Below are 25,793 nucleotides of genomic sequence, written 5' to 3'. Positions count from 1 at the left end.
CGAGAGTATGCCGAGGGGCGGGGAGTCCTCAGCCGCCGGGGGCGCGGTCCCTCAGCTGGCAGGTGAGGCGGGCCGTGGCGGTGCGGTGCCCGGCGTCGTCGGTGATGACGATCTCGTAGGCGGCGATCGAACGACCCAGGCTGAGCGGTGTCGCCACGCCGGTGACGTTGCCCTCGCGGACGGCACGGTGGTGGGTGATGTTCAGGTCGACGCCGACCGCGATGCGGTCCTCACCGGCGTGGTGCGCCGAGGCCACGGACCCCAGCGTCTCGGCGAGCACCGCGGAGGCCCCGCCGTGCAGGAGGCCGTAGGGCTGGGTGTTGCCCGCCACCGGCATGCGACCCACCGTCCGCTCCGCGCCTGCCTCGGTGACCTCGATCTGCATGCGCTCGAGGAGGGTCCCAGCGGTCTGAAAGGTGGGCTGGCGTCGCTGCGTGTCGGTCATGGGACCTAGGGTGTCATGCGTGAGTCGACTGCTGCTGCTGGACGGACATTCGCTGGCCTACCGAGCCTTCTTCGCGCTCCCGGTGGAGAACTTCTCGACGAGCACCGGACAGAGCACCAACGCCGTCTTCGGGTTCACCTCGATGCTCATCAACGTGATGCGCGACGAGGCCCCGACGCACATCGCGGTGGCCTTCGACGTGTCGCGCCAGACGTTCCGCTCCGAGGACTACGCGGAGTACAAGGCCGGCCGCTCGGCCACCCCCTCGGAGTTCAAGGGCCAGATCCCGATCATCCGCGAGGTCCTCGACGCGCTGCGCATCCCCCACCTGGAGCTGGACGGCTTCGAGGCCGACGACATCCTGGCGACCCTGACCAGCCGCGCCCGGGAGGACGGGATGGAGGTCCTGATCTGCTCGGGCGACCGTGACGCCCTCCAGCTGGTGGGGGACAAGGTCACCCTGCTCTACCCCCGCAAGGGCGTCTCGGACCTGGCGCGGATGACTCCCGCGGCCGTGCAGGAGAAGTATGGCGTGGGTCCCGACCGTTATTCCGACCTCGCCGCGCTCGTCGGGGAGGCCTCCGACAACCTGCCCGGTGTCCCGGGGGTGGGGCCCAAGACCGCAGCCAAGTGGATCACCCAGTACGGCGACCTGACCGGCATCGTCACCCACGCCGACCAGATCACCGGGAAGGCCGGCCAGTCGCTGCGCGACCATCTGGACGGGGTGCTGCGCAACCGTCGGCTCAACCAGCTGGTGGGTGATCTCGAGCTGTCGGTCGACCTCGGCGACCTGGAGCGCCGCGTGTGGGACCGGGAGCAGATCCACACCGTCTTCGACCGGCTCGAGTTCCGGGTGCTCCGTGACCGGCTGTTCGAGTACCTCGACCCGGTGGCGGACGAGGCCGAGGAGGGCATCGAGGTGGCGGGCGGCCGTATCCCGCCGGCAGAGGTGCCAGCCTGGCTCGCCGAGCACGCTCCGGCGGGGACCCGCACCGGCGTGCACGTGACCGGTAGCTGGTCCCGCGGCACCGGCGACGCGACGAGCATCGCGCTGGCGACGGCCGAGGCAGCGGGCTACCTCTCGCTGGCCGACCTGGACGAGGCGGCGGAGACCGCCCTGGCCACATGGCTGGCCGACCCTGCGGTTCCGAAGGTGCTGCACGACGCGAAGGGGCCGCAGCACGCCCTGCGGTCCCGGGGGTTGCCGCTCGCAGGCCTGGTGAGTGACACCGCACTCGCGGCCTACCTGGTCCGTCCGGATCAGCGCTCCTACGACCTGGCCGACCTGGTCCTGCGCTATCTCAAGCGGGAGCTGCGGGCCGAGGAGGCCCCGGACCAGGGGCTGCTGGATCTCGACCTCGGGGAGGATGACGCCGCGGTACAGTCCGCCCTGGTGCACGCCCGGGCGGTGCACGATCTGGCCGACGCCCTCGACGGCGAGATCGACGACGTCCAGGGTGCCGCGCTGCTCCGGGACATCGAGCTGCCCCTGGTGGGGGTGCTCGGGCGGATGGAGCAGGTCGGGATCGCCGTGGACCTGGCAGCGCTGGAGCTCCTCGAGTCGGAGTTCGGCGACGCGATGGCACAGGCGCAGCAGGACGCGTGGGACGCCATCGAGGACGACTCGGTCAACCTGGGCTCCCCGAAGCAGCTGCAGACGGTCCTCTTCGAGAAGCTGGCCCTGCCCAAGACCCGCCGCACCAAGACCGGCTACACCACCGACGCCGATGCCCTGGCGGGTCTCTACGCCCAGACCGAGCACCCGTTCCTCGAGGCCCTGCTGCGGCACCGGGACAAGACCCGGCTCCGGGTCACAGCCGAGGGACTGATCAAGTCGGTCGCCGACGACGGTCGCATCCACACGACCTACCAGCAGACGATCGCGGCCACCGGTCGGCTGAGCTCCACCGACCCCAACCTGCAGAACATCCCGATCCGCACCGAGGAGGGCCGCCGGATCCGGGAGGCCTTCGTCGTCGGGCAGGGATACGACCAGTTGCTGTCGGCCGACTACAGCCAGATCGAGATGCGGATCATGGCCCACCTCTCGGGCGACGAGGGGCTGATCGAGGCGTTCCGGACGGGGGAGGACCTCCACCGGTTCGTCGGGTCGCGGGTCTTCGCCGTGGAGCCTGCTGACGTGACGGCCGAGATGCGGTCCAAGGTGAAGGCGATGAGCTACGGCTTGGCCTACGGCCTTTCCGCGTTCGGGCTGTCCAAGCAGCTGGGCATCTCCACCAGCGAGGCCAGCGGCCTGATGGAGGAGTACTTCGCACGTTTCGGGGGGGTCCGGGACTACCTCCGGGACGTGGTCGCCGAGGCACGCGGCACGGGGTTCACCGAGACGATGCTGGGGCGGCGCCGCTACCTGCCCGACCTCAACTCGGACAACCGACAGCGGCGCGAGATGGCCGAGCGGATGGCGCTCAACGCGCCCATCCAGGGGTCGGCGGCCGACATCATCAAGGTGGCCATGCTGCGCGTCGAGGAGGCTCTCCGGCGTGACGGCCTGGCCTCGCGCATGCTGCTCCAGGTGCATGACGAGCTCGTGCTCGAGGTGCCCGCGAGCGAGAAGACGACCGTCGAGGAGTTGGTCCGCGCGGAGATGGGGGCGGCCGTGGAGCTCGACGTGCCGCTGGACGTCAGTGTCGGTTGGGGGAGCACCTGGCACGATGCGGCTCACTAGGCCCACGAGGCCCACGAGCCACGCTAGGCCCAGGAGACACGCGCAGGACCTCCGACGCCGGACATCTGCCCGATCCCGTCCCAACGTCACTGCTCGGTAACAATTTGGAACCGTTCCGGCAACTAGCCCGAACATCGCTTGTGCCTACCCAGGTCGCCGCTTACCTTGCACTTACGTGAGGTGCCCCGCCCCCCGGATGCATCGCGACATACACGAAGCAAGGAGCAACATGAGTTCATCTACTCTCCGCCCGCGGAAGTCCGTGACCGCGCGCGGAATCGCCGTGCTGGCTGCCTCGACCCTTATCCTCGCTGCCTGTGGTGGCGACGGTGACGAGGGCGACGACGGGGACGGCGCCGCAGAGGAAACCACCGAGGACGACGGTGGCGAGGCCACTGACGACGGCAGTGAGGCCACTGACGATGGCAGTGAGTCCACCGGCGGCGGCGAGGAGGCCGGGGGTGGCACTGACCCCGGTGCTCCGGAGGCCGGTGACCGCGACCTCGTCCTGAAGGTCGGGACCGTGCTTCCCCAGACCGGAGCCCTGGCCTTCCTCGGCCCGCCCGAGGAGGCCGGAGCGCTGCTGGCCGCCAAGCACATCAACGAGGCCGACGCCGGCATCACGGTCGAGCTGACCCTCGGCGACTCCGGTGACCCGGACAACCGCGCCTACGCGACCACCGTCCCGCAGCTGCTCAACGCGGGCACCAACGTGATCGTCGGTGCAGCGTCCTCCGGTGTGTCCAAGCTGTTCATCGACGAGGTCGTGGCGGCCGAGACCCTGATGATCTCCCCGGCCAACACGGCCCCGGAGTTCACCACGTGGCCGGACAACGGCCTCTACTGGCGCACGGCCCCGTCCGACCTGCTGCAGGGTGAGGTGCTGGGCAACCTGATCGCCTCCGACGGCGTGGTCAACCTCGGCATCCTCTTCCTGAACGACGCCTACGGCACCGGCCTGGAGGCCCAGCTCACGGAGACCTTCACGGCGGCCAACGGCACCGTGGTGGCGAGCGAGTCCTACAACGCTGGTGACACCACGTTCGACGCGCAGATCAGCTCCATCCTTGCTGCGGACCCGGACGCGATCGCCCTGATCACCTTCGAGGAGATCAAGACGATCATCCCGGCCCTGGAGTCCGCTGGCGTTGACATGAGCAGCCTGTACTTCGTCGACGGCAACATCGCCGACTACAGCGCGGACTTCGACCCGGGCACGCTCGAGGGCTCCAAGGGCACCCAGCCCGGCCCGGCGCTGGATGACACCTTCCTGACGGACCTGAACACCGTGTGGCAGGAGCACTCCGGCGAGGAGCTGGCGGACCTCAACTACGCCGGTGAGACCTACGACGCGATCGTGCTGGCTGCGCTGGCGGCCCTGGCCGGCAACTCGGTCGAGGGCCCGGAGATGGCCTCCTGGATGCAGCAGGTGTCCGGTGGCATCGGCGGTGGCGAGAAGTTCGACAACTTCGCCGACGCCGCTGCTGCCATCGCCGAGGGCACGGTGGTGGACTACGACGGCCCGTCCGGACCGATCACCTTCAACGAGGCTGGTGACCCGACCGAGGCGACCATCGGCATCTTCCAGTACGACGAGAACAACAGCCTGGTGCGCCAGAACTGATCAGCTGATCTGACTGGCCTACGGGCAACAGGCCCCCGGGAGATTCTCCCGGGGGCCTCTCTCGTGTTGTCCTGCACCTGTGTCAATGTGTCCTACCCCGTGTCCATGACCCCAGCCGCCTCTGGGTGGGACGGCCTCTGGGTGGGACTGGGGCGCCCTTGGGGTCGGACGGCCTGTGGGTGGGACTGATCCGGAGGTAGGAGGAAGCCCGGACCGTGCATGCGCTGGCCACAAGAGAAACCCCCGGGTGGATCAGTCTCCACCCGGGGGTCTCATACGCGTGCTGCAGAAGGATCTAGGCCGACTCCTCCTGGCCCAGGGTGCCCAGGTAGAGGCCGATGACCTTCTCGTCGTTGAGCAGCTCGCGACCGGTGCCCGTGTGGGCGTCGTGCCCCTGGTCGAGGACGTAGGCGCGGTCGCAGATCTGCAGGCAGCGGCGCGCGTTCTGCTCGACCATGATCGTGGTGACGCCGGCCTGGTTGATCGACGAGACGCGGATGAAGGCGTCGTCCTGACGCACCGGCGAGAGGCCCGCCGACGGCTCGTCGAGCAGCAGGACCTCCGGCCGCATCATCAGTGCTCGGGACATGGCCACCATCTGCCGCTCGCCGCCGCTCAGAGAGCCGGCGACCTGGTTCATACGGTCACCCAGCGCCGGGAAGATGTCGACCACGAAGTCAAGGTTCTCCTTGACCGTGGACGGCTTCTGGAAGGCGCCCATCTCGAGGTTCTCCCGGATGGTCAGCGTGGGGAAGACGTTCTCGGTCTGGGGGACCAGGCCGACACCCTTGGCGACCAGCTCGTTGGCCTTGAGGTTGGTGATGTCGTCGCCGCGGAGGGTGATCGACCCATCCCGGACCGTGACCAGGCCGAAGATCGCCTTCAGCAGGGTCGACTTGCCGGCACCGTTGGGCCCGATGATCCCGATGAGTTCACCGTCGTAGGCCTGCAGGTTGGTGTCGGTGAGGATGTCGATCCCCGGGAGGTAGCCCGCAGTGACGTTCTTGACGTCGACGACCAGATCGCGTGTTTCCGGATCCGGGGGCGAGGCTGCCTCCGGCGTCGTGGTGGGGGTGCTGGGATCACTCATGAGAGTCGGTTCCCCTCCTCGTCGTAGCGGCCGGTGATCACACCGATGTCCTCATCCAGGTGGCTGCCGAGGTAGGCGTCGATGACGGCAGCATTGCGCATCACCTCGTGGGGTGGTCCCTCGGCGACGATCCTGCCCTCCGCCATGACCACGACCCAGTCGGCGATGTGCCGCACCATGTGCATGTCGTGTTCCACGAAGAGCACCGTCATGCCCTCGGACTTCAGATCGATCACGTGGTCGAGCAGCGTCTGCACGAGGGCGGGGTTGACTCCAGCCATGGGCTCGTCCAGGAGCACGAACTCGGGCTGCGTCATGAGGGCGCGCGCCATCTCGAGCAACTTGCGCTGGCCGCCCGAGAGACTGGCGGAGTAGTCGTCCCTCTTCTCATACAGCTTGAACTTCTTCAGCAGCGTGATGGCGCGTTCCTCGATCTCCCGCTCCTGCGACGTCCAGAGCGGCGGCACGACGGCCGCCCAGATCGACTCGCCGCGCTGACCGTTGGCGCCGAGCTTCATGCTCTCCAGGACGGTGAGCCGAGCGAGCACCTTGGTGAGCTGGAAGGTGCGCACCTGACCGAGCCGCGCCGACTTGAAGGCCGGGATGCCGGCGAGGGAGCGGCCGTTGAACGACCACTCACCGGTGTCCGGCTTGTCGAAGCCGCTGAGCAGGTTGAACAGCGTGGTCTTGCCGGCACCGTTGGGCCCGATCAGCGCCGTGATCGCGTGGCGGGGGATCTCCACGTGGTCGACGTCGACCGCCTTGTTGCCGCCGAAGGAGCGCGTGATGTGGTCCGCGACCAGGATCGGGTCGACCTTGGCCACGCCGGGGGCGGCGTCGTCCTTGGCCAGGTGGGTGGTGTGGTGGATCTCGTGGGTCGGCTCGACCTCGAGGGTGTCGACGATCGTGTCGTCGTCGATACCGGCGAGCTCGGCGCCCTCAGGAGCGTCAGGCCCGTCGGGAACCGTGGGGTCTGGGGTGCTACTTGACAAAGGTCATCTCCTTCTTGTTGCCGAGGAGGCCCTGTGGTCGGAAGGCCACGAGCAGCATCAGGGCGACGCCGACGAGGACGAAGCGCAGATTGCCGGCCGCGGTGGACGAGATGGGCAACCAGCCCTCGGTGGCCATCGCGGGGAGGACGCCGGCCAGGAATGCCATGACACCCCAGTACAGGACTGCGCCGATAATCGGGCCGAACAGGGTTGCGGCTCCGCCGAGCAGCAGGGCCGTCCAGACGAAGAACGTGAGGCTCGGCAGGTAGTACTGCGGGATGACCGCAGAGGGGAGGGCGATGACGACGCCACCCAGCGCGCCGAGCACACCGCCGATGATCAGGGCCTGCATCTTGTAGAGGTAGACGTTCTTGCCCAGCGAGCGGACCGCGTCCTCGTCCTCACGGATGCCCTTCAGAACGCGGCCCCAGGGGCTCCGCATGAGGAGCCAGACCAGCAGCAGGCCGAGGGCGACCAGGAACAGACCGAACAAGCGACTCCACCACTGGTCCGAGGTGAATTCCCACGGGCCGAAGCCGAAGGTGCCTTCCGGGAGCGGGTTGGCCTCGCGGAAGCTCGTGTGATAGCCGCCGAGCCCGTCGGCCGAGTTCGTCCACTCGTCGAAGACGCGCGACTGGAAGAGCAGGCGGACGATCTCCGCCGCCGCGATCGTCACGATGGCCAGGTAGTCGCCCCGCAGCTTCAGGGTCGGGATGCCCAGGATGATCGCGAAGATCACCGCACCGACGATGCTGACCAGGATGCCTGCCCACCAGGGGAAGCCGAAGCTGAGGATGGAGATGGCATAGCCGTAGGCGCCGATGGCCATGAATCCCGCCATACCGAAGTTGAGCAGTCCTGCGTAGCCGAAGTGGACCGCCAGACCCAGAGCGGCCAGCATGAAGCCGATGGTCTCGGGGGAGAGCATGAAGCTCGCCGTGTTGTCGAGGATGGAACCCCAGTTCATAGTGTGCCTCCCTTATCCAACGCGTTCACGTCGGCCCAGGAGTCCCTGGGGTCTGAAGAGCAGGACGATGACGAGCACGCCAAGCGCCCCGACGTACTTGATGTCGGACGGAATCCAGAGGGTCGAGGTCTCGACGAGGATGCCGATGACCAGCGAGCCGATGAGCGCGCCGAAGGCGGTGCCCAGGCCACCGAGGACGACGGCGGCGAAGATGAGCAGCAGGATCTGGACACCCATGTCCCACTTGATGCCGGGTCGGAAGTAGGCCCACAGGACACCGGACAGGCCGGCCAGCGCGCCACCGATCACCCAGACGATGCGGGTCACCCGCTCGACGTCGATGCCGCTTGCCGCGGCGAGCTGCCGGTTGTCGGCGACCGCACGGGTGGCCTTGCCGATCCGGGTGCGCAGGAGCCAGTAGGAGACCGCCAGCAGGACGATGAGGCTCAGTGCCATGCTCACCATGTCGATCGTGGACAGCTTGATCGGACCGATGATCTGGTGCTTGACACCTCCCGTGCCTGGCAGCTGGCTCGTGCCTCCGCCGATGAAGATCAGGAAGATGTAACGACCGGCGAGCGAGGCACCGATGGTGAGGATCATCATCTGCACCAGCCCGATGCCTCGACGGCGCAGGGGTCTCCACAGCGTGGCGTCGAACGCCCACCCGAAAGCACCGCTGGCAATCACCGCGACGACGATGGCCAGGAGGATGGGCAGACCCAGGTTCCACATCCAGAGGGCCATGATGGCGCCGAAGGTGACCATCTCGGCATGGGCGAAGTTCGTCAGGCCGGTGGTGCCGAAGATCAGGGACAGCCCGATCGAGGCGAGCGCGAGCATGAGGCCGAAGTTGAGGCCGTTGAAGAGGCGCTCGACGAACTGGGACATGAAGCTGGCGGTCTCGCGCACGTCCTCGCCGAGGAAGAAGTTGGCCGGGGCGAAGAACTGCGAGCCGTAGGCCACGGTGATCGGGTTGTCACCCTCGACCGTGACCCCCTCGGGCAGCGTCTCCTCATCCAGCAGCACCTCGTAGGGGTCGGTCGTCGGGACCCCGACCCTGACCTGGCCCCGGTCGTCGGTCACCGCCTCGGCCTCGTAGTCGCCGCCCGAGACAACGATGCGCACGTCGGCGACCGGCTCGTTGTTGTAGCGGACATTGACCACGACGTTCTGATCGTGCTCTTCGACGTTGACCTGCGAACCGTCGCCCTGCGCGGAGGCCGGAGCCGCCGTCGGCAGGAAGACGACGAAGAAGGCCGCGATGATGAACCAGAGACCCCGCCAGGGGCTGGTGCGCCGGTCTGTGGCGCGGACGGCATGCGTGGCGCGACGCACATTACCTCCCGGGTGTGGTGTCGAGGTCAGTTGCTGTGGTGCCAGGGGTGCCGGGGCCATGTGGTCCGGTGGGGAGCAGCTGCTGGCGTGTGGGTGTCGCATCACCAGGAGCGCGAGGCGCTCTCCGTCGACGACTCAGGGATCCGATCGTGGTCACGGGACCTCACTTCGGGGGCAGGGGCACACGACACCCGTCGGGGTACCGCTTGCCGTATTAAACGCGACGAGGGGCCTTGTGGCCAGTGTCTGCGCCGGATCGGCTCACATGTTGTCCGTTCTGTTACCAACCTGAACCCCGCTGCGAAATCTTGTCAGGGGGTCGCCTTGCGGCACACGAAGATCGCGGTGCCAGGTACCAGCTCACCGCGCAGCCGGCTCCAGCCGCCCCACACGTGGTCCGCGTGTTCCGGCCACTCCGGCTCGACGAGGTCGACCAGGTGCAGGCCGGCGGCGACGATCTGCCGGACCCGGTCGCCGAGCGTGGCGTGGTGCTCCACGTACGTCGCCCTCCCGGCCGCGTCCTGCTCGACGTAGGGGTCCCGGTCGAAGTAGGAGGTGCGCACGGTGAGACCGGCCTGCCCGGGTGTGTCGGGCAGGGTCCACCGGATCGGATGGGTCACCGAGAAGACCAGCCGGCCACCGACCCGCAGCACCCGGGACACCTCCCGGAGCAGGCGCGCGGGGTCGGCCACGAACGGCAGTGCACCGTAGGCGGAGAAGACGGTGTCGAAGGACTCGTCGGCGAACGGGAGGCACACGGCGTCGCACAGGACGTATGCCGGGGCGCCGGGGGCGGCGGCATCCAACCGGCGGCCCTGGGCCAGCATTCCTCCCGAGATATCGGTCGCCACCGTCCGCGCGCCGCGGGCGGCGCACCAGCGCGACCCCTGTGCCGCGCCGGCACCGAACTCGAGCACGTCGAGCCCGGCCACCTCGCCCAGGAGCCCCAGGTCGGACTCGTACACCCCCTCCGGCCCCCACATCAGAGCGTCGTCCCCGAGGACGGCACGGTGCTCGCGGTAGTAGTCGGTCGCCTCCGCGTCCCACCAGGCGCGGCTCGCGGCGGCGCTCTCCGGCTGATCCGCAGGCCGCCGCCCGACCGACTCAGCCGGCCCCACGACATATTGACCTGGTGCCTGTAGTGCCGGATGGGGCGAGCCGGAGGAGCCCTCAGGTGGCGGCGTGCTCATGGGCGCAGTCTGCCGGATTGACCAGCGGTGGCACGCGCAGGTAGGGTGGGTCCGCGCGGCGCGTGCATTCGTGCGTGCCTGTGTACCGGTCGGTGCTCACCGACCGCCACAATAACTGTCCATCCCGGGCGGGTCGCCTATGACGTTGACTCCGTCCTCACTGCATGTCCACACATCGGAGCCCCTACTACATGACTGCAACTGCGCCTGAGAAGGCCATCTCCCAGATCGCGATCAACGACATCGGGTCTGAGGAGGATCTCCTCGCAGCGATCGACGCCACGATCAAGAACTTCAACGACGGAGACATTGTCGAAGGTGTCATCGTCAAGGTCGACCGGGACGAGGTCCTGCTCGACATCGGCTACAAGACCGAGGGCGTCATCCCGTCCCGCGAGCTGGCCATCAAGCACGACGTCGACCCCTCCGAGGTGGTCAACGTCGGCGACGAGGTCGAGGCCCTCGTCCTCCAGAAGGAGGACAAGGAAGGCCGCCTGATCCTGTCCAAGAAGCGCGCGCAGTACGAGCGCGCCTGGGGCTCCATCGAGCAGGTCAAGGAGGAGGACGGCGTCGTCACCGGCACCGTCATCGAGGTCGTCAAGGGCGGCCTCATCCTCGACATCGGCCTGCGTGGCTTCCTGCCCGCCTCCCTCGTCGAGATGCGGCGCGTCCGCGACCTGCAGCCCTACGTCGGCCAGCAGATCGAGGCCAAGATCATCGAGCTGGACAAGAACCGCAACAACGTGGTCCTGTCCCGTCGCGCGTGGCTGGAGCAGACCCAGTCCGAGGTCCGCACCACCTTCCTCAAGGAGCTGGCCAAGGGCCAGGTCCGCTCCGGTGTCGTCAGCAGCATCGTCAACTTCGGTGCGTTCGTCGACCTGGGCGGCGGCGTGGACGGTTTGGTCCACGTCTCCGAGCTGTCCTGGAAGCACATCGACAACCCGGGCGAGGTCGTCGAGGTCGGCGACGAGGTCACCGTCGAGGTGCTGGACGTCGACATGGACCGCGAGCGTGTCTCCCTGTCGCTGAAGGCGACCCAGGAGGACCCGTGGCAGCACTTCGCGCGCACCCACGCCATCGGCCAGGTCGTGCCGGGCAAGGTCACCAAGCTGGTGCCCTTCGGTGCGTTCGTGCGGGTCGAGGACGGCATCGAGGGTCTGGTCCACATCTCCGAGCTGGCCGAGCGCCACGTGGAGCTGCCGGAGCAGGTCGTCACCGTCGGCACCGACATCTTCGTCAAGGTCATCGACATCGACCTGGAGCGTCGCCGGATCTCGCTGTCGCTGAAGCAGGCCAACGAGGCTGTTGCGGCCGAGTTCGACCCGACCCTCTACGGCATGGCTGCCGAGTACGACGAGGAGGGGAACTACAAGTACCCCGAGGGCTTCGACGCCGAGGCGCAGGAGTGGATGGAGGGCTTCGAGGCCCAGCGCGAGAAGTGGGAGAAGGAGTACGCCGAGGCCCACGAGCGCTACGAGGCCCACAAGACCCAGGTCGAGGCGGCCTCCGAGGCCGAGGAGTCCGCCGGCGACGCCGCGGACACCGCGACCACCTACTCCTCGGGCAGCGGCTCGAGCAGCACCGAGGCTGCGGCGCCGTCCGCACCGTCCGAGGCCCAGGGCACCCTGGCCTCCGACGAGGCCCTCGCCGCCCTGCGCGAGAAGCTCACCGGCAACTGAGCACCGCTCCGACCGGCCGCTCCCGCGGTTGACGGAGTATGCCGAACGGCCCGGTTCCCCTTCGGGGGAGCCGGGCCGTTCGCGTTGCCAGGGCGGCGCGGCGTCTTCGCTGCGGTCACGCGGCCGGCGTCGTGTGCCTCGGGCGGGGCGACCTCTCCGCTGCGGTCACGCGGCTGGCGTCGTGTGCCTCGGGCGGCGCGACGTCTCCGCTGCTGTCACGCGGCCGGCGTGTCGCTGTCGGTGCGAGCAGACACGCGTCGGTGCGAGCGCATTGTCATGACATCGACGGCGATTCCCTCGCACCGACCAACGACAGACGGTGGGAAGCCGCAGGGAGGTGCGGTCGCGGGGCACGTGAAGTGGTGGTGGGCTGCGCGCAGGTGGGGGTGAGCGTAGGTGGGGCTGCGCGGAGGTGGGGTCGCGCGGAGCTCTGATCAGGGCAGGCCGTGGTGGTGCGACCAGCGGTCCGCCGCACGTGCCGCACCGGCGTCGATGAGCGCGTGCAGCTCGGGGGAGTCCGGCACCCGGAACGAGGTGTAACCACCCCGTCCACCCGCGGTCGGTCGCCCGTAGGCCTTCGCCGCCAGGTGCCCGTCGGGCAGCATCCGGACCGTGATGGAGGTCAGGGTGAACTCCTCGTCGCGGCGCGTGTCGGTCCAACGCAGGTGGTCCGGGACCGTCACATTGATGGCCAGCGCGGAGACCTCGACATCGTCGCTCATGGACTCATGGTGCCATCAGGACTCATGGTGCTGCCCGGGCAGTGCGCCGTGGTTCGGAGTGCCGGGGCAGTGCGCCGTGGCTCGGGGCCTCGCGAGCTCAGCCGCGGCCGAGCAGGGTGCCGCCGTTGACCTGCAGGATCTGGCCCGTGGTCCACCCCGCGCCGGGGCTGGCGAGATAGGCGACTGCCGCGGCCACCTCCTCCGGTGTGCCGGGGCGCCCCATCGGGATGGTGGCCATCCGCTTGGTGCGCACGGACGGGTCGGCGGCGATGCGGTCCTCCCAGAACGGCGTGCCGGGCACGAAGCCCGGGGCCACCGCGTTGACCGTGACGCCCTCGGCGGCCAGCTGCTGGGCCAGGGACAGCACCCAGGCGTTGAGGGCAGCCTTGGCCGCGCCATAGGACCCCGATCCGCGCAGGGCGGCGATGGAGCTCATCGCGATGATCCGCCCGCCCGGGCGTCGGATGTGGTCAAGCAGCGCCTGTGTCAGCAGCACCGCCGAGAGCACGTTGGCGTCGAAGTCCGCCCGCCAGCCCTCCGCCACCGAGGCCAGGTCGGGTCCGGCGGCGACGCCGAGGTTGCCGCCGGCGTTGCAGACCAGCACGTCGATCGCCGGGCCGCGGTGGAGGATCGCAGCCAGACGCTCCACCTCCTCCGGCACCGTCAGGTCGCAGGCGAGCGGGCTGATCTGGACACCGGGCGGGGCCTGGGGAGCCAGCTCGCGTGCCGCCTCGCGCAGCACCTGTTCCCGGCGGCCGACGATGACGACCTGGGACGCCTGGGGCAGCAGGGCGGACGTGATGGCCCGGCCGATGCCGGTGCCACCTCCGGTGACGACGATGCGTGAACCCATGGGGCGAGTCTGCCGCACCCTCGTTACGCTGGCCATATGCCCCAGAGCGACGCTCCTGACCTTTTGCTGCGCGTGGGCCTGAGCGGCGGCATCGGTTCGGGGAAGTCGACGGTCTCGCAGACCCTGGCCGACCGGGGCGCGGTGGTGATCGACGCCGACCTGCTGGCCCGGGAGGTGGTCGAGCCGGGCACACCGGGACTGGCGGCGATCGCGCAGCGGTTCGGGGACGACATACTCACCCCGGAGGGAGCGCTGGACCGGGCCGCCCTGGGGCGGGTCGTCTTCGGTGACCCCGCAGCCCGCACTGACCTGGAGGGGATCACCCACCCGCTGATCGCCGAGCGGACCCGGGAGCTCATCGCCGCCGCCCCGGCCCACAGCATCGTGGTGCACGACGTGCCACTGCTGGTCGAGGTCGGCTACGCACCGCGCTACCACCTCGTCATCATCGTCGGGGCCTCCCGCGAGACCCGGCTGAGGCGGCTGACCGACCTGCGGGGCATGACCGGCGCGGAGGCGGAGCAGCGGATCGACGCCCAGGCCACCGACGTCCAACGGCGGGCCGTGGCGGACGTCTGGTTGGACAACGAGGGGACCGTCGATGAGCTCCGGGCCGCCACCGAACGACTGTATGCCGAGCGCCTGGTCCCGTTCCTCACCCACCTCGTGCAGGGGCTGGGGGTGCCGACCCACGAGGTCCCCGGGCCGGAGGAGATGGTCCGGTTGGAGGCCCGCCTGGGGTACGTGCTGGGGGAGGACCTGGACGGCGCCTTGGAGCTCGACCCGGGCACCGACAGCCTGCTGGTGCCGCTGGCCCCGGGTGTGCCGGCCGATGCGATGCGTGAGCGGCTGGCCCGAGCCGGCTTCCCGGCCGTCGGGGAGGGTCGGCACGCCTCCGCTGACCCGGGGCGACCGGTGGTGCTCACGCTGCGGGAACACACTGTCGGTGGTGACGGTTAGCGTTGAGGTATGCGCCCCACGACTGACCTCCAGCGGACCGTCGCGCCCATCCGTGTCGAGTCCGACTTCCAGCCCAGCGGTGACCAGCCGCAGGCCATCAGGGAGCTCGCCGACCGGATCAACCGCGGCGAGCAGAATGTCGTGCTCCTGGGCGCTACCGGCACCGGCAAGTCCGCCACGACCGCCTGGCTGCTGGAACAGGTCCAGCGGCCCACGCTGGTGATGGCGCCCAACAAGACCCTTGCCGCCCAGCTGGCCAACGAGTTCCGCGAGCTGCTGCCGCGCAACGCGGTGGAGTACTTCGTGAGCTACTACGACTACTACCAGCCCGAGGCGTATGTCCCCCAGACGGACACCTACATCGAGAAGGACTCCTCGATCAACGACGAGGTGGAGCGGCTGCGCCACTCGGCGACCAACTCCCTGCTGACCCGCCGGGACGTGGTCGTGGTGGCCTCGGTGTCCTGCATCTACGGCCTCGGCACGCCACAGGAGTATGTCGACCGGATGGTCCAGCTCCGGGTCGGCGACGAGATCGAGCGGGACGACCTGCTGCGCAAGTTCGTCACCATGCAGTACACCCGCAACGACATGGCCTTCAGCCGTGGCACCTTCCGCGTGCGGGGCGACACGGTCGAGATCATCCCGCAGTACGAGGAGCTCGCCGTCAGGGTCGAGTTCTTCGGCGACGAGATCGACAAGCTCTACACCCTCAACCCGATCACCGGTGAGGTGGTGCGCGAGGAGCAGGAGATGTATGTCTTCCCGGCCTCGCACTACGTCGCCGGCCCGGAGCGGATGGAGCGGGCCGTGACGGGCATCGAGGCCGAGCTGGCCGAGCAGCTGGCCAGGTTCGAGAAGGACGGCAAGCTGCTCGAGGCGCAGCGCCTGCGGATGCGGACGACCTACGACATCGAGATGATGCGCCAGGTCGGCTCCTGCTCGGGTATCGAGAACTACTCGCTGCACATCGACGGACGCGAGCGTGGCTCGGCGCCCAACTGCCTCCTGGACTACTTTCCCGAGGACTTCCTGCTGGTGATCGACGAGTCCCACGTGACCGTGCCGCAGATCGGTGCGATGTATGAGGGGGACATGTCCCGCAAGCGGACCCTCGTCGACCACGGGTTCCGGCTGCCCAGCGCGATGGACAACCGACCGCTGAAGTGGGAGGAGTTCCTGGACCGCATCGGTCAGACGGTCTACCTCTCGGCGACCCCCGGCGACTACGAGATGGCCAAGTCGGACGGTGTCGTCGAGCAGATCATCCGGCCCACCGGACTGGTCGACCCCGAGGTCGTCCTGAAGCCGACCAAGGGCCAGATCGATGACCTGATGCACGAGATCGGTGAGCGGACCGCCAAGAACGAGCGGGTCCTGGTGACCACGCTGACCAAGAAGATGGCCGAGGACCTGACCGACTACCTCCTCGACAAGGGCGTCCGCGTCCGCTATCTGCACTCCGAGGTCGACACGCTCCGCCGCGTGGAGCTGCTGCGTGAGCTGCGGCTGGGCGAGTATGACGTGCTGGTCGGCATCAACCTGCTCCGAGAGGGCCTGGACCTGCCAGAGGTCTCCCTGGTGAGCATCCTGGACGCCGACAAGGAGGGCTTCCTGAGGTCGGCTCGATCGCTGATCCAGACCATCGGTCGCGCGGCTCGCAACGTGTCCGGCCAGGTGCACATGTATGCCGACAAGATCACTCCCTCGATGGCGGAGGCGATCGACGAGACCAACCGGCGCCGCGAGAAGCAGATCGCCTTCAACACCGCGCACGGCATCGACCCCACGCCGTTGCGCAAGAAGATCGCCGACATCACCGACATGCTCGAGCGCGAGGACGCCGACACCGAGGCGCTGATGGGCAGCGGCCGGTCGCAGTCCCGGGGCAAGCGCGGGCGGCCCAACGCGGGTGCCGTGGCCGCCGACGCCGGCGTGGCGCTCGGTGGTCGCCGGGAGAACCTCGCGGCCAGCGAGCTGGCGCAGCTCATCCAGGAGCTCACAGGCCAGATGCACCAGGCGGCCACCGACCTGCACTTCGAGCTCGCGGCGCGGTTGCGGGACGAGATCGGCGACCTCAAGAAGGAGCTGCGACAGATGCGGGAGCACGCCGGCTAACCGGTGCCCGGTGGGGGCGCGCCAGTGGGAGCGAGCGACTGCCGGAGGGTCGGGGTTGTGAGAGGATTGCCCGGTGCGGAGGGGAGTATCCCCGTCTCATCGATGGTCCGTCATCACGGCACCCAGCGCGGTGCCCGGGCCACCGGCCGGTCAACCACGACCGGTGGGAGAGACCTCCGGTTGTCGTAACCCGCTGACCGGAAGGCCACCTCGCCTTGTTTGACAATTCGTTCGTCCCCGCCACCACCGCCATGATCTTCGTCGGCGCCATGATCCTGGTGCTGCTCTTCGACGTGATCATCCTGGGTCGTCGCCCGCACGTGCCCAGCAACCGCGAGACCGGCACCGCTCTCGGGCTGTATGTGGGACTGGCGATCGCCTTCGGCATCTACGTCTGGGTGGTGGGTGGCCACCAGCTGGGTGGCGAGTTCTTCGCCGGGTGGCTCACCGAGTACTCGTTGTCCGTCGACAACCTCTTCATCTTCATCATCATCATGGCCAACCTCAAGGTGCCGCGGATGTACCAGCAGTACGCGCTGCTGGTCGGCATCGTCATCGCGCTGATCCTCCGGGCGATCTTCATCATGCTCGGCGCGCAGGCCATCGAGGCGTGGTCGTGGGTGTTCTACATATTCGGGGCGTTCCTGATCTACACCGCCGTCGGGCTGGCCAGGGAGAACCTGGGGGACGACGAGGAGGAGGAAGAGGGCGAGAGCCGGATCATCCGCATCGCCCGCAAGACCCTTCCCTTCACCGACAGCTGGGACCACGGCAAGAAAATGTCGGTCGTGCAGAACGGCAAGCGGGTCTTCACGCCGATGCTGCTGGTGATCCTGGCGCTGGGCATGACCGATCTGCTCTTCGCGCTCGACTCGATCCCGGCGATCTTCGGCCTGACGCAGGACCCGTTCCTGGTCCTGATGGCCAACATCTTCGCCCTGATGGGTCTGCGCCAGCTCTACTTCCTGATCGGCAACCTGCTGCAGAAGCTGGTCTACCTCGGGATCGGACTGGCCGTCCTGCTGGCATTCATCGGGATCAAGCTCATCTTCCACGCCATGCACGTCAACGAGCTGCCCTTCATCAACGGCGGTGAGCCGATGCTCTGGGCTCCCGAGATCCCGATCTGGCTGTCGCTGACGATGATCATCGGCATCCTGGCCGTCACGACGGTCGCCAGCCTGATCAAGAGCAGCCGCGACACCCGCAAGCGCGAGCGCGAGGTGCTCGAGCTCGATGACGTGCACCCGACCGGCTTCTACGGTCAGAGCGACGACCCGACGGACTCCCAGGACCAGGCACGTCGCTGACGGCTCCCGGGGTTGACACGGGTGGCCCACTGCTTGCCCTGCCGGCGACGAGGGAGGGCGACCAGCACGTGTGATTGACACGGGTGGCCACCGCCTGCCCGTGGTGACCTCTAGGTGCTGCGCCCGCGCCGCCCGAGCACGGCGATGCTGGCGCACACCACCATCACCATCCCGGCCACCTGGACGGTGGCCAGGGTCTGGGACAGGACCAGCAGCCCGGCCAGGGCCGCTGCGGCAGGCTCGAGGCTGAGCAGGACCCCGAAGACTCCTGCCGAGAGCCTGCGCAGCGCCAGGAGCTCCAGGGAGTAGGGAATCGCCGAGGACAGCAGGGCGATCCCGAGCCCCCGGAGGAGCACCTCGCCCTCCAGCAGCGAGCTGCCTGCCTGGGCGATGCCGAGGGGCAGCATCGCGACCGCAGCGATGGTCAGGGTGATCGCCATCCCGTCGAGACCCTCGAACCGTGAACCGGTCCGACCACTGAGCACGATGTAGCAGGCCCAGAATCCTCCGGCGGCCGCAGCCAGCCCGATGCCGACCAGGTCCATCTGCGCCCACGGCACGGACAGGGCCTCGGAGATCAGCACCACCCCGATGAGGGCCAGGACGACAGCCAGCAGGTCACGGACCTGACGGGAGGTCGCGGCCGCGAGCAGCAACGGTCCGAGGAACTCGATGGTGACGGCGACCCCGATCGGCAGCCGTTCGAGGGAGGCGTAGAAGCAGAGGTTCATCGCAGTCAGCGCTGCCGCGAACAGGGTCACGGTGACCCAGTCCTCACGGCTGCGCCCGCGCCACCGCGGACGGATCAACGCGAGCATCATCACCGCGGCCAGCAGCATCCGGAGCAGCACCGAGCCGGCCACCCCGACCAGGGGGAGCAGGGTGGCGGCCAGCGCCCCGCCGAACTGCACGGACAGGACCGCGACCAGGACCAGCCCGACCGGGTGCTTCTGAAGGGCGCCGGTCAGCCCGCTGCCGGGGCCGGAGGGGCGGGTGCCTGAGGGACCGGTGCCTACCATCCGCGGTCTCGCCACTCGGCGAGGTGCGGTCGCTCCGCGCCGAGGGTCGTGCTGTCACCGTGCCCGGGGTGCACCACCGTGCTGTCCGGGTAGACGTCGAACACCCGCCCCTCGAGGTCGTCCATCAACGAGGTGAAGGCGTTGGCGTCCGGGGTCTTGCCGGGACCGCCGGGGAACAGGCTGTCCCCGGTGAAGAGGTGGACCCGCCCGGCACCGTCGGCGAGCGCCAGGGCCACCGACCCGGCGGTGTGGCCCCGGAGGGCGATGACGTCCAGCCGGAGGTCACCGACCGTGAGCTGGTCCCCGTGCTGGAGGCGCCGGTCCGGTGTCACGGGGAGCGCGTCAGCGTCCGCATCTCCGGCCGCGGTGGACACCTCGAAGTGAGCCACGATCCCGGCGAGGGCACGGTGGTGGTCCCAGTGCTGGTGCGTGGTGACAACCAGGTCCAGCTGACCGGAGCCCTCGGCCACCAGGGCGCGCAGCCGATCGACGTCGTCCGCGGCGTCGATCAGCGCCTGCGCGCCGGTGCGTCGGCAGGTGAGCAGATAGGCGTTGTTGTCCATCTCCGAGACGCTGGACTTGCGCAGCATCGCGGTGCCCAGATGACCCACCCACGAGGTGCCACCGGGCTCGACGTGGGCAGGGTCGATAACATGCTCAGCCATGCCCCGAGTCTAGGAGGCTCAGATCGCGATCGGTGCGTCCGTCGGGCGCACCGGGAACGGCAGGGTGGTGTCCCCGGTGAGGAAGCGGTCGACGGCTGCGGCGCAGGCACGCCCCTCCGCGATGGCCCAGACGATCAGCGACTGCCCACGGCCGGCGTCCCCGGCGACGAAGACCCCTGGCAGAGCGGTGGCGTACTGCCCGTCGCGGACGAACGTGCCCCGCGCCGTCGTCGGCAGCGGTGAGCCCGTCGCGACGACCGGGTCCGGGCCGGTGAAGCCGAGCGCGACGAGCACCAGGTCGGCCGGGATGGTGCGCTCCGTGCCGGCATAGGGATCGAAGCGACCGTCGATGCGCTCGCCGTCGACGATGTGGACGCCGCTCACCGCGCCGCCCTCGGTGACCACCTCCAGGGTGTTGACCCCGAAGACACGCTCGCCGCCCTCCTCGTGCGACTCGCCCACCCGGTGGATCAGGGGGTACATCGGCCACGGGTGGTGGTCCGGGCGCTCGGTCGGCGGCTGAGGACGAATGTCCAGCTGCGTCACGCTCGCCGCGCCCTGTCGGATGGCGGTGCCGTAGCAGTCGGCCCCGGTGTCACCGCCACCGACGATCACCACGTGCTTGCCTTCGGCGTCGATGCCGCGCTCGGCGCCCAGCGCCTCGCGGTTCGCCGGCACCAGGAAGTCCATCGCCGGATGCACCCCGGCGACCTCCTGGCCGGTCACGCCCAGCGGTCGGGGCACGGTCGACCCGACAGCGAGCACGACAGCGTCAAAGCGCTCGGACAGCTCGGCGAGGCTGAGGTCGCCGGGCCCGTCGCCACCGATGGTCACCCCGGTCCGGAACCGGATGCCCTCGGACCGCAGCTGCACGAGCCGGCGGTCCAGGACGGACTTCTCCATCTTGAACTCGGGGATGCCGTAGCGCAGGAGGCCACCCACCGCGTCGTCCCGCTCGTGGACGACGACGGTGTGCCCCGCACGCCCCAGCTGCTGGGCGGCGGCCAGCCCTGCGGGGCCGGACCCGACCACGGCGATGGTCTTGCCGCTGAGCCACTCCGGCTCCTGTGCCGTGACCATCCCGTTGTCGAAGGCCCGGTCGATGATCGAGACCTCGACCTGCTTGATGGTGACGGCGGGCTGGCTGATGCCCAGGACGCACGCGGTCTCGCAGGGAGCGGGACACAGCCGCCCGGTGAACTCGGGGAAGTTGTTCGTCGAGTGCAGCCGCTCGATCGCCTCCCGGAAGTTGCCCCGGCGGGTCAGGTCGTTCCACTCCGGAATGAGGTTGCCCAGGGGACAGCCCTGGTGGCAGAACGGGATGCCGCAGTCCATGCAGCGTCCGGCCTGGCGACGGAGCACCCCGTCCTCCTGGGCGGTGTGCACCTCCTTCCAGTCCATGATGCGGACCGGGACCGGGCGGCTGGGCTGTCCCTCGCGGTCGCGGTGGTTCAGGAAACCGTGCGGGTCAGCCACGGGAGTCCTCCAGGATCAGTTGCCAGGCGTGGGGGCCGTCCGGGTCCTCCCCGCGGGAGGCGACCTCCTCGCGGATCCGCAGCACCCCGGCATACTGCCGCGGGGTGATCCGGGTGAAGCGGGCGGGCCAGTCGGGGGTGGCCAGGATGCGCTGCGCGACGGTCGAGCCGGTGAGGACGATGTGCTCGGTGAGCAGCTCGTGGAGCACCCCGGCGGTGGGACCGCCCGGTTCCACCTGGTCCAGCAGCAGGTCGCCGGCTGCGAGGGCGGCCTGGTTGACCCGCGTGGGGACCAGGTCCAGGACGTAGGCCGTGCCACCGGACATCCCGGCGCCCAGGTTGCGTCCGGTGGGGCCGAGGACCAGGACCGTCCCCCCGGTCATGTACTCCAGGGCGTGGTCGCCCACCCCCTCCACGACCGCGATGGCGCCGGAGTTGCGGACGCAGAAGCGCTCGCCGACCAGACCACGCAGGTTGAGCTGGCCGGAGGTGGCGCCGTAGGCGATGACGTTGCCCGCGACGACCTGGTCGGCGGCGGCGAAGGTGGCTTCCTCGGGCGGTCGCACCACGATCTGCCCCCCGGACAGGCCCTTGCCGACGTAGTCGTTGGCGTCGCCGACCAGGCGCAGCGTGATGCCGCGCGGCAGGAAGGCGCCCAGGGACTGTCCGGCCGACCCGGTGAGGGTGAGGTCGATGGTGCCGTCGGGCAGGCCGTCGGCACCGTGGCGCCGGGTGACCTCGTGGCCGAGCATGGTGCCGAGGGTCCGGTTGACGTTGCGGACGGCGAACTGCGCCGTCACCGGCCGGCGGTGCTCCAGCGCCGGTGCGGCCGCGGTGATGAACTCGTGGTCCAGGGCCCGGTCGAGCCCGTGGTCCTGGACCGTGGTGCGGCGGAGGGCGGACCCCGGCGGGACCGGCTCGGCGTGCAGGATGGGGGCCAGGTCGAGCCCCTCGGCCTTCCAGTGGTCCAGCGCAGGTCGGGTGTCCAGCAGGTCCACCCGTCCGATGACCTCGTCCAGGGACCGGTAGCCGAGGGCGGCGAGGTGCTCGCGCACCTGCTCGGCGATGAACTCGAAGAAGGTGATGACGTGCTCGGCCTGGCCGGTGTAGCGGGCTCGCAGCTCGGGGTTCTGCGTGGCCACGCCCACCGGGCAGGTGTCCAGGTGGCAGACCCGCATCATCACGCAGCCGGAGACCACCAGCGCGGCGGTGGCGAAGCCGAACTCCTCGGCACCGAGCAGCGCGGCGACGATCACGTCGCGGCCGGTCTTCAGCTGGCCGTCGACCTGCACGGTGATCCGGTCCCGGAGGCCGTTGCGCAGCAGGGTCTGCTGGGTCTCAGCCAGACCGAGCTCCCACGGGGTGCCGGCGTGCTTGAGCGAGGTCAGCGGGCTGGCCCCGGTGCCGCCGTCGAAGCCGGAGATGAGGACCACGTCGGCGTGCGCCTTGGAGACGCCCGCGGCGACGGTGCCGACACCGACCTGGCTGACCAGCTTGACGTGGACCCGGGCCCGCGGGTTGGCGTTCTTGAGGTCGTGGATCAGCTGGGCCAGGTCCTCGATCGAGTAGATGTCGTGGTGAGGGGGAGGGGAGATCAGGCCCACCCCGGGGGTGGAGTGCCGCGTCGCGGCGATCCAGGGGTAGACCTTGCCCGGGGGCAGCTGCCCTCCCTCGCCGGGCTTGGCGCCCTGGGCGACCTTGATCTGGATGTCGTCGGCGCTGACCAGGTAGGCGCTGGTCACCCCGAAGCGTCCGGACGCCACCTGCTTGATGGCCGACCGCCGCTCCGGGTCGGTGAGCCGGTCCGGCTCCTCCCCGCCCTCACCGCTGTTCGACCTGCCGCCGAGCCGGTTCATCGCGATGGCGAGGGTCTCGTGGGCCTCGCGGGAGATGGAGCCGTAGCTCATGGCACCGGTGGCGAACCGCCTGACGATCTCGCTGACCGGCTCGACCTCCTCCACCGGGACCGGGTCCCGGTCACCTCGCAGGCGCATCAGCCCTCGCAGGGTCATCAACTGCTCGGACTGGTCGTCGACCAGGTCCGTGTACTGCCGGAAGATGTCGTAGCGCCCGGTCCGCGTGGAGTGCTGCAGCCGGAAGACGGTCTCGGGGTTGAACAGGTGCGGCGGGCCCTCGCGCCGCCACTGGTACTCCCCGCCGATCTCGAGCTTGCGGTGGTAGGGCGGGATGCCGCTGAGCGGGTAGGCCACGCGGTGCCGCTGGGCGACCTCCTCGGCCACGACGTCCAGGCCGACACCGTCGAGCTGGCTCGTGGTGCCGGTGAACCAGCGGTCCACCAGGTCCCGCGAGAGGCCGACGGCCTCGAAGGTCTGGGCGCCGCGGTAGGAGGACACCGTCGAGATGCCCATCTTGCTCATCACCTTCAGCACGCCCTTGCCGAGGGCCTTGATGAGGTTGGCGATGGCCACGTCCGGGTCGAGGCCGTCCAGCTGCTGGCCGGAGCGGCAGAGGTCCTCGACCGACTCCATCGCCAGATACGGGTTCACCGCCGCCGCGCCGTAGGCGATGAGCAGGGCCACGTGGTGCACCTCGCGGACGTCGCCGGCCTCCACCAGCAGGCCGACCCGGGTGCGGGTGTGCTCGCGGACCAGGTGGTGGTGGACCGCGCTGGTCAGCAGCAACGAGGGGATCGGGGCGTGCTCCCGGTCGGCGTGCCGGTCGGACAGCACGATAAAGAAGGCCCCCCGGGCGACCGCCTCGGAGACCTGGGCGCAGATCTGCTCCAGCCGCTCCTGGAGCGCCGCGCCCCCGCCGTCGACGCGGTAGAGACCGCGCACGACCACCGGGGCGAAGTCCGGGTGCTGCCCCTCGAGGTTGATGTGACGCAGGCTGGCCAGCTGGTCGTTGTCGATGACCGGGAAGTCCAGCTCGACCTGCCGGGCGTGCTCCGGGCCCTCCTCGAGGAGGTTGGGCTCCGGCCCGGTGGTGGTGGCCAGGGAGGTGACCACCTCCTCCCGGATGGCGTCCAGCGGCGGGTTGGTCACCTGCGCGAAGGCGCCCACGAAGTAGTCGAAGAGCAGGCGGGGCCGGTCGGACAGGACGGCGATCGGGGTGTCGGAGCCCATCGCTCCCAGCGGCTCGGTGCCCGCCTGGGCCATGGGGGAGAGCAGGATGCGCAGCTCCTCCTCGGTGTAGCCGAAGATCTGCTGGCGACGCGTGACGGAGGCGTGGGTGTGCCGGACGTGCACCCGCTCGGGGAGGTCCTCCAGGCGCACCAGGTTGTCGTCCAGCCACGTGCGGTAGGGCTGGGCTGCCGCCAGCTGGTGCTTCAGGGCCCGGTCGTCGACGATCTCTCCGGCCTCGGTGTCCACCAGGAACATGCGGCCTGGCTCGACCCGTCCCTTGCGCACCACGGAACTCTCCGGGATCGGCAGGACACCGGACTCGCTGCCCAGGACCACGAGGCCGTCGTCGGTGACCCAGTAGCGCGACGGTCGCAGCCCGTTGCGGTCGAGCACGCCGCCCACCTGGGTGCCGTCGGTGAACACCAGGTTCATCGGTCCGTCCCAGGGCTCCATGAGCAGGGAGTGGAACTCGTAGAACGCCCGGATGTCCGCGGGCAGCTCCTCGTTGTTCTCCCAGGCCTCCGGGACCATCATCAGCACGGAGTGGGGGAGCGAGCGCCCGCCGAGGTGGAGCAGCTCCAGCACCTCGTCGAAGGTGGCCGAGTCACTGGCCCCGGGCGTGCAGATCGGCAGCGTTGCCGCCAGGTCTCCGGGGAAGAGCGGGGCCGACAGGCTGCTCTCCCGGGCGTTCATCCAGTTGCGGTTGCCGCGCACGGTGTTGATCTCGCCGTTGTGCGCGACCAGCCGGTAGGGATGGGCCAGCGGCCAGGAGGGGAAGGTGTTGGTCGAGAACCGGGAGTGGACCACCGCGAGGGCGGACTCGTAGCGCTCGTCGGTGAGGTCCGGGAAGAACTCGGCGAGCTGGGTGGTGGTGAGCATCCCCTTGTAGCCGAGGGTCCGTCCGGAGAGCGACACGGGGTAGACCGACGTCTGCCGCTCGATGGTCTTGCGGGCCAGCCAGACCCGACGCTCCAGGTCCAGCCCCGCGTCTCCCGTCCGCGAGGTGACCACGACCTGGCGCATCACCGGCATGGCTGCACGGGCCATCGGGCCGACGAGGTCAGGGCGGGTGGGCACGTCGCGCCAGGCCAGCACGTCGAGGCCGGAGCCGTGGAGGATCGACTCGACGTCGGAGGCGGCCCCACCGGGGTCCTCGGGGGGCAGGAAGAGCAGCCCCACGGCATACTGCCCAGGGTCGGGGAGGTCGACGTCGAGCACCTCCCGCAAGAACCGGTCCGGCACCTGTGTGAGGATCCCCGCGCCGTCGCCGGAGTCCGGCTCGGCGCCGACCGCGCCCCGGTGGTCCAGGTTGTGCAGGGCGGTCAGGGCGTGGGCGACGATGTCGTGCCCGGGATAGCCGCGGAGGGTAGCCACGAAGGCCACACCGCAGGCGTCATGCTCGTGGTCGCCGTCGTAGAGCCCGGGAGGGCGACCGGCCGGCGACGCGGACCCGCTGGGGGACGCCGGAACGGGGCGTCCTGCGGGCGCAGCTGAGGTCGGGGTCGCGAGATGGGGGCTCTGGTTCATGGCACCGTCCAGGGGCGGGCAGCCTGTAGCCGCGTGTACTTATT

At 69.5% G+C, this 25,793-nt stretch carries 18 protein-coding genes; 6 read left to right on the top strand and 12 right to left on the bottom strand.

Features of this window, described 5'->3' with window-relative positions; genetic code table 11:
• Positions 1-28: 28 nt before the first annotated feature.
• Positions 29-445, bottom strand: coding sequence for a hotdog fold thioesterase (locus MWU75_RS16845; protein ID WP_247093091.1), 417 nt, complete (start codon positions 443-445; stop codon positions 29-31).
• Between the two features lie 19 nt (positions 446-464).
• On the opposite strand from MWU75_RS16845, the gene polA reads away from it, so the two are divergent.
• Positions 465-3,134, top strand: a complete 2,670-nt coding sequence (gene polA, locus MWU75_RS16840) for a DNA polymerase I (protein ID WP_247093089.1) — start codon at positions 465-467, stop codon at positions 3,132-3,134.
• Positions 3,135-3,363: 229 nt separating this feature from the next.
• Positions 3,364-4,758 (top strand): ABC transporter substrate-binding protein, encoded by a 1,395-nt coding sequence (locus tag MWU75_RS16835; protein WP_247093087.1) that lies wholly within the window; start codon positions 3,364-3,366, stop codon positions 4,756-4,758.
• Positions 4,759-5,053: 295 nt separating this feature from the next.
• Here MWU75_RS16835 and MWU75_RS16830 read toward each other — a convergent pair whose 3' ends face one another.
• From MWU75_RS16830 to MWU75_RS16810, 5 genes are all read right to left on the bottom strand, one after another.
• On the bottom strand, positions 5,054-5,848 hold the full coding sequence (locus MWU75_RS16830; RefSeq protein WP_247093085.1) for an ABC transporter ATP-binding protein: 795 nt from the start codon (positions 5,846-5,848) through the stop codon (positions 5,054-5,056).
• Complete coding sequence (locus MWU75_RS16825; protein WP_247093136.1) at positions 5,845-6,717, bottom strand: ABC transporter ATP-binding protein; 873 nt, start codon at positions 6,715-6,717, stop codon at positions 5,845-5,847. The genes MWU75_RS16830 and MWU75_RS16825 overlap by 4 nt, the downstream gene beginning before the upstream one ends.
• A 112-nt stretch (positions 6,718-6,829) precedes the next feature.
• The gene (locus tag MWU75_RS16820; RefSeq protein WP_247093083.1) at positions 6,830-7,807 is read right to left on the bottom strand and encodes a branched-chain amino acid ABC transporter permease; all 978 of its coding nucleotides are present in this window, start codon (positions 7,805-7,807) and stop codon (positions 6,830-6,832) included.
• A 12-nt stretch (positions 7,808-7,819) separates the two neighbouring features.
• The gene (locus MWU75_RS16815) at positions 7,820-9,145 is read right to left on the bottom strand and encodes a branched-chain amino acid ABC transporter permease (RefSeq protein WP_247093081.1); all 1,326 of its coding nucleotides are present in this window, start codon (positions 9,143-9,145) and stop codon (positions 7,820-7,822) included.
• A gap of 311 nt (positions 9,146-9,456) precedes the next feature.
• Positions 9,457-10,335 carry a class I SAM-dependent methyltransferase gene (locus tag MWU75_RS16810; protein WP_247093079.1) on the bottom strand — a complete coding sequence of 293 codons (879 nt, stop codon included), beginning with the start codon at positions 10,333-10,335 and terminating at the stop codon, positions 9,457-9,459.
• 191 nt (positions 10,336-10,526) lie between these two features.
• Between MWU75_RS16810 and rpsA the strand changes: the two genes are divergently transcribed.
• Positions 10,527-12,014: a 30S ribosomal protein S1 gene (gene rpsA / locus MWU75_RS16805; protein ID WP_247093077.1), complete on the top strand. Its 1,488-nt coding sequence runs from the start codon at positions 10,527-10,529 to the stop codon at positions 12,012-12,014.
• 434 nt (positions 12,015-12,448) lie between these two features.
• Here the strand turns inward: rpsA and MWU75_RS16800 are convergent, their stop codons facing one another.
• Positions 12,449-12,736 (bottom strand): hypothetical protein, encoded by a 288-nt coding sequence (locus MWU75_RS16800; RefSeq protein WP_247093075.1) that lies wholly within the window; start codon positions 12,734-12,736, stop codon positions 12,449-12,451.
• 97 nt (positions 12,737-12,833) lie between these two features.
• Complete coding sequence (locus MWU75_RS16795; protein WP_247093073.1) at positions 12,834-13,589, bottom strand: SDR family oxidoreductase; 756 nt, start codon at positions 13,587-13,589, stop codon at positions 12,834-12,836.
• 36 nt (positions 13,590-13,625) lie between these two features.
• Here MWU75_RS16795 and coaE point away from each other — a divergent pair, with 36 nt between their 5' ends.
• From coaE to MWU75_RS16780, 3 genes are all read left to right on the top strand, one after another.
• Positions 13,626-14,549, top strand: a complete 924-nt coding sequence (coaE, locus tag MWU75_RS16790) for a dephospho-CoA kinase (RefSeq protein WP_247093071.1) — start codon at positions 13,626-13,628, stop codon at positions 14,547-14,549.
• Positions 14,550-14,558: 9 nt separating this feature from the next.
• Complete coding sequence (gene uvrB / locus MWU75_RS16785) at positions 14,559-16,667, top strand: excinuclease ABC subunit UvrB (RefSeq protein WP_247093069.1); 2,109 nt, start codon at positions 14,559-14,561, stop codon at positions 16,665-16,667.
• A gap of 251 nt (positions 16,668-16,918) precedes the next feature.
• Positions 16,919-17,977 (top strand): TerC/Alx family metal homeostasis membrane protein, encoded by a 1,059-nt coding sequence (locus MWU75_RS16780; protein WP_281497433.1) that lies wholly within the window; start codon positions 16,919-16,921, stop codon positions 17,975-17,977.
• A 110-nt stretch (positions 17,978-18,087) separates the two neighbouring features.
• On the opposite strand, the gene MWU75_RS16775 is transcribed toward MWU75_RS16780, so the two are convergent.
• Genes MWU75_RS16775 through gltB form a run of 4 tightly spaced genes read right to left on the bottom strand, consistent with a single transcriptional unit; the run spans position 18,088 to position 25,749 of the window.
• On the bottom strand, positions 18,088-18,996 hold the full coding sequence (locus MWU75_RS16775) for an EamA family transporter (RefSeq protein WP_247093067.1): 909 nt from the start codon (positions 18,994-18,996) through the stop codon (positions 18,088-18,090).
• Entirely contained in the window at positions 18,990-19,661 is a 672-nt protein-coding gene (locus MWU75_RS16770; protein WP_247093065.1) for an MBL fold metallo-hydrolase, read from the bottom strand. The genes MWU75_RS16775 and MWU75_RS16770 overlap by 7 nt, the downstream gene beginning before the upstream one ends.
• A gap of 18 nt (positions 19,662-19,679) precedes the next feature.
• Positions 19,680-21,137, bottom strand: a complete 1,458-nt coding sequence (locus MWU75_RS16765; RefSeq protein ID WP_247093063.1) for a glutamate synthase subunit beta — start codon at positions 21,135-21,137, stop codon at positions 19,680-19,682.
• Positions 21,130-25,749 carry a glutamate synthase large subunit gene (gene gltB, locus MWU75_RS16760; RefSeq protein ID WP_247093061.1) on the bottom strand — a complete coding sequence of 1,540 codons (4,620 nt, stop codon included), beginning with the start codon at positions 25,747-25,749 and terminating at the stop codon, positions 21,130-21,132. Before gltB ends, MWU75_RS16765 begins: the two co-directional genes overlap by 8 nt.
• Positions 25,750-25,793 lie beyond the last annotated feature (44 nt).

The sequence above is a fragment of the Ornithinimicrobium sp. F0845 genome (assembly GCF_023015765.1).
Lineage (GTDB): Bacteria > Actinomycetota > Actinomycetes > Actinomycetales > Dermatophilaceae > Ornithinicoccus.
This window is presented reverse-complemented; position numbering and strand designations above follow the sequence as displayed.

Bases quoted from the DNA above. Each gene is read 5' to 3' on its own strand.
- uvrB (WP_247093069.1), top strand. From the start codon at position 14,559: ATGCGCCCCACGACTGACCTCCAGCGGACCGTCGCGCCCATCCGTGTC.
- MWU75_RS16780 (WP_281497433.1), top strand. From the start codon at position 16,919: ATGATCTTCGTCGGCGCCATGATCCTGGTGCTGCTCTTCGACGTGATC.
- coaE (WP_247093071.1), top strand. From the start codon at position 13,626: ATGCCCCAGAGCGACGCTCCTGACCTTTTGCTGCGCGTGGGCCTGAGC.
- MWU75_RS16820 (WP_247093083.1), bottom strand. From the start codon at position 7,807: ATGAACTGGGGTTCCATCCTCGACAACACGGCGAGCTTCATGCTCTCC.
- MWU75_RS16835 (WP_247093087.1), top strand. From the start codon at position 3,364: ATGAGTTCATCTACTCTCCGCCCGCGGAAGTCCGTGACCGCGCGCGGA.
- MWU75_RS16795 (WP_247093073.1), bottom strand. From the start codon at position 13,589: ATGGGTTCACGCATCGTCGTCACCGGAGGTGGCACCGGCATCGGCCGG.
- MWU75_RS16830 (WP_247093085.1), bottom strand. From the start codon at position 5,848: ATGAGTGATCCCAGCACCCCCACCACGACGCCGGAGGCAGCCTCGCCC.
- MWU75_RS16845 (WP_247093091.1), bottom strand. From the start codon at position 445: ATGACCGACACGCAGCGACGCCAGCCCACCTTTCAGACCGCTGGGACC.
- rpsA (WP_247093077.1), top strand. From the start codon at position 10,527: ATGACTGCAACTGCGCCTGAGAAGGCCATCTCCCAGATCGCGATCAAC.
- gltB (WP_247093061.1), bottom strand. From the start codon at position 25,749: ATGAACCAGAGCCCCCATCTCGCGACCCCGACCTCAGCTGCGCCCGCA.
- MWU75_RS16800 (WP_247093075.1), bottom strand. From the start codon at position 12,736: ATGAGCGACGATGTCGAGGTCTCCGCGCTGGCCATCAATGTGACGGTC.
- MWU75_RS16810 (WP_247093079.1), bottom strand. From the start codon at position 10,335: ATGAGCACGCCGCCACCTGAGGGCTCCTCCGGCTCGCCCCATCCGGCA.
- MWU75_RS16770 (WP_247093065.1), bottom strand. From the start codon at position 19,661: ATGGCTGAGCATGTTATCGACCCTGCCCACGTCGAGCCCGGTGGCACC.
- MWU75_RS16775 (WP_247093067.1), bottom strand. From the start codon at position 18,996: ATGGTAGGCACCGGTCCCTCAGGCACCCGCCCCTCCGGCCCCGGCAGC.